9 protein-coding genes are annotated in these 9,652 nt (G+C 41.5%); 6 read left to right on the top strand and 3 right to left on the bottom strand.

What is annotated here, in order from left to right; genetic code table 11:
* The first annotated feature begins 19 nt into the window (after nt 1–19).
* From ybeY to rpoH, 4 genes are all read left to right on the top strand, one after another.
* Complete coding sequence (gene ybeY, locus J3U64_RS06095) at nt 20–535, top strand: rRNA maturation RNase YbeY (RefSeq protein WP_100141111.1); 516 nt, start codon at nt 20–22, stop codon at nt 533–535.
* 2 nt (nt 536–537) lie between these two features.
* Nucleotides 538–1,377 (top strand): HlyC/CorC family transporter, encoded by an 840-nt coding sequence (locus J3U64_RS06090; protein WP_267408623.1) that lies wholly within the window; start codon nt 538–540, stop codon nt 1,375–1,377.
* A gap of 263 nt (nt 1,378–1,640) precedes the next feature.
* Nucleotides 1,641–3,170, top strand: a complete 1,530-nt coding sequence (gene lnt / locus J3U64_RS06085) for an apolipoprotein N-acyltransferase (RefSeq protein ID WP_267408719.1) — start codon at nt 1,641–1,643, stop codon at nt 3,168–3,170.
* A 223-nt stretch (nt 3,171–3,393) separates the two neighbouring features.
* On the top strand, nt 3,394–4,242 hold the full coding sequence (gene rpoH / locus J3U64_RS06080) for an RNA polymerase sigma factor RpoH (RefSeq protein WP_100141113.1): 849 nt from the start codon (nt 3,394–3,396) through the stop codon (nt 4,240–4,242).
* A gap of 92 nt (nt 4,243–4,334) precedes the next feature.
* Here rpoH and J3U64_RS06075 read toward each other — a convergent pair whose 3' ends face one another.
* Nucleotides 4,335–5,177 carry a GNAT family N-acetyltransferase gene (locus J3U64_RS06075; RefSeq protein WP_267408622.1) on the bottom strand — a complete coding sequence of 281 codons (843 nt, stop codon included), beginning with the start codon at nt 5,175–5,177 and terminating at the stop codon, nt 4,335–4,337.
* A gap of 539 nt (nt 5,178–5,716) precedes the next feature.
* Here J3U64_RS06075 and J3U64_RS06070 point away from each other — a divergent pair.
* Together J3U64_RS06070 and J3U64_RS06065 are read left to right on the top strand one after the other, a co-directional pair.
* Nucleotides 5,717–6,055, top strand: coding sequence for a P-II family nitrogen regulator (locus J3U64_RS06070; RefSeq protein WP_267390881.1), 339 nt, complete (start codon nt 5,717–5,719; stop codon nt 6,053–6,055).
* Between the two features lie 40 nt (nt 6,056–6,095).
* Complete coding sequence (locus tag J3U64_RS06065; RefSeq protein WP_267408718.1) at nt 6,096–7,412, top strand: ammonium transporter; 1,317 nt, start codon at nt 6,096–6,098, stop codon at nt 7,410–7,412.
* 84 nt (nt 7,413–7,496) lie between these two features.
* Here the strand turns inward: J3U64_RS06065 and J3U64_RS06060 are convergent, their stop codons facing one another.
* Both J3U64_RS06060 and pgi read right to left on the bottom strand, forming a co-directional pair.
* Entirely contained in the window at nt 7,497–7,970 is a 474-nt protein-coding gene (locus J3U64_RS06060; protein WP_267408621.1) for a CinA family protein, read from the bottom strand.
* Nucleotides 7,951–9,609 carry a glucose-6-phosphate isomerase gene (gene pgi, locus J3U64_RS06055; RefSeq protein WP_100151604.1) on the bottom strand — a complete coding sequence of 553 codons (1,659 nt, stop codon included), beginning with the start codon at nt 9,607–9,609 and terminating at the stop codon, nt 7,951–7,953. Before pgi ends, J3U64_RS06060 begins: the two co-directional genes overlap by 20 nt.
* Nucleotides 9,610–9,652 lie beyond the last annotated feature (43 nt).

The raw sequence follows: 9,652 nt of genomic DNA, 5'->3' as shown, positions 1-9,652 counted from the left end.
AGGATACAAAAATGATTAAATGAAAGTTGCCAAAAAAAGCCTTTTTTTACAGCATTTAAATGCTGTATTCAGTTTACATTTTGATAATCACAGTGATGCACAAAATATTCCTACACTCAGCCAATGGCGTCAGTGGATATGGCAAACCTGCAAAAATAGTTTTAAACGTGCCAATATCGCTATTCTTTTATGCAATGAAACAGAAGCACGCCAGTTTAATCATGATTATCGGCACAAAGATTATGCGACTAATATATTAAGCTTTGCACTAAATGAGGGCGAAAATATATTTATGCCGGACAAAGGAGAACTGAATGGGGATCTTATTTTTTGCCCGCAGGTGATTGAGAAAGAAGCTGCTGAACAACAAAAGCCACTGATAGCGCATTATGCTCATCTGACAGTCCACGGAGTCTTGCATCTGATGGGTTATGATCATATTGAAGATGAAGAAGCAGAAATTATGGAAGCGCTTGAAATCCGTATCCTGCATCAGTTAGGATATGCAAATCCATATGCACAGGATGAATATTGATTATGGACGAAAGTTCGTCGAAACCCGGTTTTTTTGAGCGACTGGTAAATCGTATCTCTGGAGAGGCTCCAGAGACTGAAGCTGAAGTTTTACAAACGTTACGGGAAGCACATGAACGGCAGGTTTTTGATGCTGATACATTGCAATGTCTGGAAAATGTGCTGGATTTTGCTGATCTGGAAGTGCGTGATGCAATGATAACGCGTAGCCAGATGGATGTAATCAAAATTGAAGATCCGCTGGATAAAATAATTACCTATATTATTGACACCACTCATTCACGTTTCCCCGTAATCGGAGAAGATAAAGATCAGATTTTGGGTATCCTACATGCTAAGGACTTGCTTAAGTACTGGGGCAGAAGCGAACATTTTCAGTTAGAACAGGTAATACGACCGGCTGTCTTTGTGCCAGAGGGAAAATCCCTGAATACATTACTCAAGGAATTTCGTGAACAACGGAATCATATGGCCATTGTCGTCGATGAATATGGTGGCACTTCTGGATTGGTGACGTTTGAAGATGTGATTGAACCAATCATAGGTGATATTGAGGATGAATTTGATGAAGATGATAGTGCCGACAATATCTTCGCAGTTTCAGCTGAACGTTTTCGCGTCAATGCAGTAACCGAAATAGAAGACATCAACGAATTTTTTGGTACCGATTATTCAGATGATGAAGTTGATACCATAGGAGGTTTGGTGATTCAAGAGTTGGGCCATATGCCGGTACGTGGCGAAAAAATTACTATTGGAAATTTAAATTTTACTGTCGCCCGTGCCGATGCAAGGCGTCTACAGACTTTAATGGTTACGGTAAAAAATAGTGCTCATTCATAAACCAGATAAGGTTAAAGCTTAAACTATATTAAACTTTATCTGTATTGCATATATTTCAAGATTGGAAGGAATAATAAATCCAGTCTGATTGCGTTGATACGCACCATAACAGATTATAGTAAGCGGATATTTATTCTTTATTGCTTATAGCTACAATACGAGCTTAAAGTCAGTAATGATTATAAAAATCTGTATCTACTAAGCCGGTTAAAACGCTGGAGAAGATAGAAGTGACCAAACAAAAGGATAAGTCGGCACAGCCTATTTATGAATTCAAATATGGTGCTGTTTTAGCCAAACCTTGGCTGTACTGGCCACTTCTATTCTTATCTGCTGCTCTTGTGCCTTTTGCTTATGCTCCCTATTATCATTTCTGGCTCTTACCTGTTTTATTGGCCATATTGCTGATTTTACAATCAGTACGACCACAATGGCGTGTTCGTTCAGCATATCTTTGGGCATTCACAGCCTATACTGTTTTACTCTACTGGATAGATATTGCATTGCATGATGTAGCTGGTTTACCGCAGATAATGGCCTGGCCATTAACTTTGCTGCTGCCCGCCTATCTGGCTGTTTATCCTGCTCTAGTATTCTGGCTACTCGGAAAATTCAGAAATTCTCGTAGCGTTCGTCATGTACTAGTTTTACCGTTGCTATGGGCGTTGGCAGAATTCGTACGGGAAAGGGCACTGACCGGTTTCGGCTGGGGCATATGGGGTTATAGCCAGATAGCTGATTCACCTTTAGCTGGTTTTGCACCTCTAGGCGGAATTTTTCTGGTTACCGTATTTACTGTTGCCACTGGTTCATGGTTAGCAGAGCTGTTACTGGCTAAATCAATTAAGGCTAAAACAGGGTGTAGTATCAGCGTATTGAGTGTGTGGCTGCTCGGTGCGGTTTTATTGCATTGTCAGTTTACTCAGCCTGACGGTACGCATGCATCAGTGGCTTTAGCACAGGGTAATATTCCCCAATCTTTTAAATGGGATGAACGATCTTTACAGCCAACACTTAGGCGTTATCTTGACCTGATAAACAGTACGCACGCCAATATTGTTATTCTGCCCGAAACAGCCATTCCAGTAATGCGGCAGGATATGTCACCAAAGCAGCTAGCTGTATTTACCCAGCTAGCGCGAAACAATGGCTCTGCTTTAGCAGTTGGTATTCCGCAGTATACCGCCGATGGATCAGGTTATCTGAATTCGGTAGTAAATTTTACAGCCCCACTATCCGTCAGTGGATTACCTTACTATGCGAAAAATCACCTAGTGCCATTTGGAGAATATATTCCATTGCCTTTTCTACTGGGCTGGTTGTATCGCTGGATGGATATGCCGCTAGCCGGATTTTCTCGCGGCGGTGCTGTTCAAGCACCTTTAAAGCTGGCTAATCAGCGTGTAGCCTTCAATATATGTTATGAAGATGGTTTTGGTGATGAAATCATTAATTCGGCCAGTCAGGCCAGTATGCTGGCCAATGTAAGTAATATGGCTTGGTATGGACACTCCCATGCTATGGAACAGCATATGCAGCAATCTCAGGCTCGGGCATTGGAAACAGGGCGTTATATGGTTCGAGCCACTAATACCGGTATGACAGCCATTATCAATCCCAAAGGTCAGATTGTCGCACATCTGAGACCGGATACAGCAGGTGTGCTGGAAGGTAAAATTTACGGCTACAGGGGCATTACACCCTATATGTGGCTGGGTAGCAGCTGGCCCTTAGCTATTATTAGCTTGATTTTATTATTAATAATCTATGTTTTTAGACGTTATCGTTGTTGAATAAATTATTCTGATGTGTATAATCATTAATATATACAATCGAAATTGATAAAATACATTATTTTACCAATGATGAACAATTCATAAATAGTGATTGAAGTACATTCTTATTTTAATTACAATGATAAATTATTAGTTGGGTTATTGTTTGATTTTTAGGTAACAAACAATGTGTTGCAGTTACATTAATAGCAATAGCCTAACACGAACAGAAAGGATAGGCATGAATACAGCTTTTGCATTACCCGTGCCGACTGGGCATGGTAGTTTGGAGCAATACATTCATACCGTAAATAATATTCCTATGCTTTCTCCCGAGGAAGAACAGGATTTAGCGGTACGCCAGACCGAAGGAGATTTAGAGGCTGCAAAAAAATTGATTTTGTCACACTTGCGTGTAGTGGTTTCTATTGCGCGTGGATATGATGGTTATGGCCTGAATCAGGCTGATTTGATTCAGGAAGGCAATATTGGTTTGATGAAAGCTGTAAAACGTTTTCAGCCTAGCAGGGGCGTACGATTATTTTCGTTTGCGGTACATTGGATCAAAGCAGAAATTCACGAATTTATTTTACGTAACTGGCGCTTAGTACGTGTAGCTACCACCAAACCGCAGCGTAAACTGTTTTTTAATTTACGTAGCATGCGTAAATCAATGGCCGCTTTAAGTAATAAAGAAGCCCAGTCCATTGCAGATGATCTTGGAGTAAAATTGTCAGAAGTGCTGGAAATGGAACAGCGCATGACTGGTAAGGATATGTCTTTACTGGCTGAAAATGATGATGAAGACAATTTTGCGCCGATAGACTGGTTAACAGATAGCTCTAACGAACCAACACAGGTACTGGCTCAGCAAGCTCATTACGCGTTACAGACTGATGGTCTGCAAACAGCTCTGGCCAAATTAGATGAACGCAGCCGTCATATTGTGGAAAGTCGCTGGCTTGCGGATGATGGCGGATTAACCTTACATGATCTGGCTGGTGAATATGGTGTTTCTGCCGAACGTATTCGTCAGATTGAAGCTAAAGCAATGCAGAAATTACGTGGTTATTTGGCCGAAGCAGAATGATGAAGGTGAATAAAAAAACCGGATTGAAGAATTTATTCAATCCGGTTTTTTTAATGAAACAATGGTTGATTGAGCTATTTTACTAATTATTATTATTCAATCGTAAAACTGAATTTATGGCATGTTAATATAAAACCATGTTTCAAGTATAGGTGATGCATATTAGTGTTATCAGATGAAACACTGGAATCTGCATGAATACACTTACATTGTTCTTTGAGTCCGATGGCTTTCAATGCATCTAAAATTTGGCTGATCTGATGATCCTGAACCGGTAAGTGATAGCTGGCCAAATCATCTATATGTAAATGTCGTCCGGCTGTGAAGTTGGTGACGATACGAAATCCGCAAACAGTTACTGCATTTTGTTTACCTTCTTCAAATATTCCCAGCAATCTATAACCTTCTGCTTGCTGAATAGTTACCAATTCCTGAAACTGTGTGATATCCCGAATATCAGGATGTAACATATGTAATGCAGCAAAGGCAGAGCTTATTTCGGCTGGTTTCAGTTCTCGTAATTGACTGACTGGAATCTGAGAAATTGTTTCGGCAGAGGTTGAAGAGTCGATTTGTTTGGTTTGTTTCGCTACGATATTTTCCTGTGCAACAGCATCTGTCAGGCTGATTTGTCTGTGTTCCTGTTCTTCTAATAAAGCTTTGCAATCCAGAATGCGCAGATCGTTATCGTGCGCAAAATCCATCATGAAATTAAAGGCTGTGGCGCTAATCTGTTCTAGCTTGCGATCGACTGCTACGCAGCGGATATTATCAACCAGAATAGGACGAACCCATTGGTGATAAGACAGCCTGTGCCCTTGATCGAAAGAAGACAATACCCCGCATAAACGCTCAGCCCAGTCACTTGGGCGAAAGCGTTTACCATTATTTGTCATGCCTTGAATAACGATTTCGTATGGATTGCAAATTAGCATGCTGGCCTCTTAACAGAAACAAATGTTTCAATGACGTATATGTATTTATTTTGCTATTAGGCTGCAATTATACCTGATTGTATCTGTCAGATGCATGTCACTTGAGTGGGGCTGTTCTAAGAATAGTTATAAATTTCAAAGGGTATATGTAATTTTATAACATTGAGGTTTGGCTTTAGGAAAAAAGACTGATTGAGGTAAAGAAATTTTCCAAAAGGGAGCCACCAATCATTTGTTGTTTTGAATTAATATTTTTAATGATTGTGCTTAAATAATTATATTTTTGATTGTAATTGTTTAGTTTCATGCCTTATATGGGGATTGCTTCATCAAAAGATAGAGATCAAATCAAAAGAACACGGCATTTGATACCTCAGTAATTTTGATACATCTTTGCAAATTTAAAAGAAAGATGTATGGTGTGATTAGTCACTGTAGATAACTGTAAACTACGCTACTTAGTTAAATATACTGGTTCGAATAAATTATGGTTCTGCCTGATTGATGATAGATAGTGAAATTCGATGATGGGGTGTTATATGAAAAAAATCACTGCAATGATTAAACCATTCAAATTGGATGATGTTCGTGAAGCATTGGCTGAGATAGGTGTACAAGGAATGACGGTAAGTGAGGTAAAAGGTTTTGGCCGGCAAAAAGGGCATACTGAAATTTATCGTGGAGCGGAATATGAAGTGGATTTTTTACCCAAAATCAAAATGGAAATTGTTCTGACGGAAGAACTGGTTGAGCGTGCTATTGAAGTGATTGTTACTTGTGCCAGAACAGGTAAGGTGGGTGACGGTAAAGTATTTGTTTCGCATGTCGATGAGGTAGTGCGTATCCGTACAGGAGAATCAGGTGATGCGGCGGTGTAAATACAGACGTATTATTTAATAAGGAAATAAAATGAATCAAATAAATAAATGTTTGTTAGCTGCTGTCTTGCTGATGCCATTGCCGCTCCTAGCAGGCAATTTGTCCGGCTGGTGGCGGCCACTGTCGGAAATAAATGCTGGTAATACTGCATGGGTGATGACATCCGCCGTACTTGTTTTGCTGATGACCGTACCAGGACTTGCATTGTTTTATGGCGGTATGGTGCGCAAAAAAAATGTGTTAGGTACCATGATGCACAGTTTTGTTGTGGCAGCATTGGTCAGTGTTTTGTGGATGATAGTAGGATACTCACTGGCTTTTACTCCAGGAAATGCTTTCATTGGCGGGCTAGACAGATTTATGCTGGTTGGCATGGGATTGGATAAAACTAGAGAAATGACTACCATCGTAAATGGTAGTGGTACTGTTCCCGAGTCCGTATTTATGTTTTTCCAAATGACGTTTGCGATTATTTCTACTGCGATTGTTACCGGTGCTTTTGCTGAACGTCTTAAATTCTCTGCATTATTGGTTTTTTCTGGATTGTGGGTAACTTTAGTTTACGCTCCGGTTTGTCACTGGGTATGGGGTGGTGGCTTTATGGCTGACTCACATACGCCAGTTCTTGATTTTGCGGGAGGTACTGTCGTTCATATTAATGCCGGTATTGCTGGTCTGGTAGCGGCATTGGTAATTGGTAAACGTCTCGGTTATGGCAAAGATGTTATGGCTCCTCATAATATGGTGTTAACATTAACTGGTGCTGCGATGTTATGGGTGGGCTGGTTTGGTTTTAATGCTGGTTCTGCAGGTGCGGCGGATGCTTCAGCGGGCATGGCTATGGCGGTCACTCAGGTAGCGGCGGCTTCAGCTGCATTGACATGGATGCTTTGTGAAAAATTGGCCGGACATAAACCCTCTGCTTTAGGGATGGCTTCCGGAGCCGTATCCGGACTGGTTGGGATTACACCGGCTGCTGGCTTTGTTGGTCCTCAGGCTGCACTGGTAATTGGTATTCTAACGGCGGTAGCAGCATATTTTGCTGCTGTATTTTTAAAACGCAGATTTGGCTATGATGATTCGCTTGATGCTTTCGGTATTCATGGTTTTGGCGGAATAGTGGGTTCGATCTTAACCGGTATGCTATTCAGTAATGCTATTTTCGGAGGTGAATCCACTGTTGGCAGTCAACTGCTGGCACAAGTTAAAGACGTTGCAATTACCGTTGTTTATAGTGTAATAATGACATATCTGATTCTTAAAATAGCAGCACTAGTATGCCGTGGTTTGCGTATCGATCATGATGCTGAGCGTGAAGGTATGGATGTCAGCATTCATGGTGAACGTATTGAATAATTAATTTGTTTGTGCAGAAAAATAAAACAAGCTGGCCGGTATTATTTACGGCCAGCTTCTTATTTTTTAAACAGATTTATTTACTTAACGATATAAATAATGACGCAAAAACCGCAGTGCATATTCCACAGCCTGTGCTCGAATGACGTCACGATCTCCCTTGAAAAGGTGTTGTTTGGCCCAAATGCGTTGTTTGGTAGCTAATCCGAACCAGACCGTGCCAACAGGTTTTTCAGCACTGCCGCCAGTTGGTCCGGCAATACCGGAAATAGAAAGGGCATAATCAGCTTTGGCGTCAATCAGTGCTCCTAGAGCCATTTCACGTACACATTCTTCACTTACAGCACCATAATGTCGTAAAGTAACTTCATTAACATTGAGCAAGTGTTGCTTTGCTTGATTGCTGTAAGTTACATAGCCCATATTAAACCAGCCCGAACTTCCTGGAAGTTGAGTTAACTCAGCTGCCAGTAGGCCACCGGTACAAGATTCTGCACAGGTTACAGTGTGTCCGAGTTCTTCTAGTTTCGTGGTGATATCATGCAGGGTTTGTCTCATGGTGATGTTTTCTAAAGTAGTCTATGAGGCCATTGGTAGATGCATCATGGCTAAGCGTATCTGTGTTGCTCAATTCGGGTTCTATGTGTTTCGCCAGAACTTTGCCGTACTCTACGCCCCATTGGTCGAAAGAGTTTATCCCCCATACCACGCCCTGAACGAAGACTTTATGTTCATACATTGCTAGTAACATCCCCAGATTAAAAGGATTGATTTCATCTAGCAGCAAGGTATTAGATGGTTGATTACCAGGAAATACTTTCTGTGGTGCCATGATATCACGACGTTTATTGTCTAAAGTCATGAGTTCTGCATAGGCTTCAGCCAGTGTTTTGCCATGCATTAAGGCCTCAGTCTGAGCAAACGCATTGGCTACAAGTACCTTGTGTTGCGTACTCACACGGTAGAAACTGTTAATCGGAATGATAAAGTCAGAGGATATCAGACGTGGCCCTTGATGAAGGAGCTGAAAAAAAGCATGCTGGCAGTTTACGCCCTCTTCACCCCAGATAATTGGCCCCGTATCAAAATCCAGTCGCTCTCCATAACGGCTTACCTGTTTGCCATTACTTTCCATATCCAGTTGTTGTAAATGTGCTGCGAGACGGCGCAATCCGTGGTCATACGGGATAATTGCATGGCTGGTGGTGGTATAAAATGTGTGATACCACAGGCCAATCAAACCAAGTAAAACGGGAATATTGTGTCTTAATGGCGCATGAAAGAAATGTTCATCCATTGCCCGACCGCCAGCGAGGAAATTTTGAAAGTTATCTTTACCAATGGCAAAGATAACCGACAGACCAATTGTTGACCAGACAGAGTAGCGACCACCCACCCACTCAAACATAGCGTATATGTGCTCAGGTTGTATGCCAAAAGCCTGTGCTTTATCAATTGCACTGGTAATAGCAATGAAATGGCGGCCGATATCAGTTTCACGCAAGCCATGCTGTATAAACCAGCTTCGTGCAGTCTGTGCGTTCAGTAAGGTTTCTGGTGTAGTAAAGGATTTGCTGGCAATAATAAAAATTGTTGTAGCAGGGTTTACTTTTTCTAATACCTGCATCAGATTGGCGCCATCAACATTGGCTACATAATGAATATTCAATCCAGATTGCTGAAACGGTCGTAATGCCAATGTAACCATTTCCGGCCCTAAATGCGAACCACCAATACCGATATTGATAATATCCGTAATACGGTTTCCCTGAGCTCCTGTGTATTCTCCACAACGAACCGCTTCGGCAAAGCTATAGGCACGTTCAAGTTCATGATGAATATCGGGAACGATATTGTGATCATCGACATAGACTTCAGCCTGAGGGGGAAGCCGGAGCGCTGTGTGCAACACTGCGCGGTTTTCACTGACATTGATTTTTTCGCCGCGCCGCATTTTATCTGTCCAGCCTCGTACATCGGCAATATTGGCCAGCTCTATTAATAATGTCAGAGTATCTTCAGTAATGCGGTTTTTGCTGTAATCCAGTAATAGGCCATTTAATTGCTCATGCATTTGTTCAAAACGATCCGGCTGTTGCCGAAATAGATCACGCATGTGCAAAAAACGGGTACTGCGCTGATGTTGATGTAGCTGTGCCCAGATGGCTGTCTGATTAATAGGACAAGATGGATTCATCATAACCGGAAAATTTTTCAGCAAAGAATAAAGGCGGAGTATA

The organism is Snodgrassella sp. B3800, assembly GCF_026535865.1.
Taxonomy (GTDB): Bacteria; Pseudomonadota; Gammaproteobacteria; order Burkholderiales; family Neisseriaceae; genus Snodgrassella; species Snodgrassella alvi_E.
Note: the sequence above shows the minus strand (reverse complement) of the source record. Positions and strands in the feature narration are given on the sequence as shown.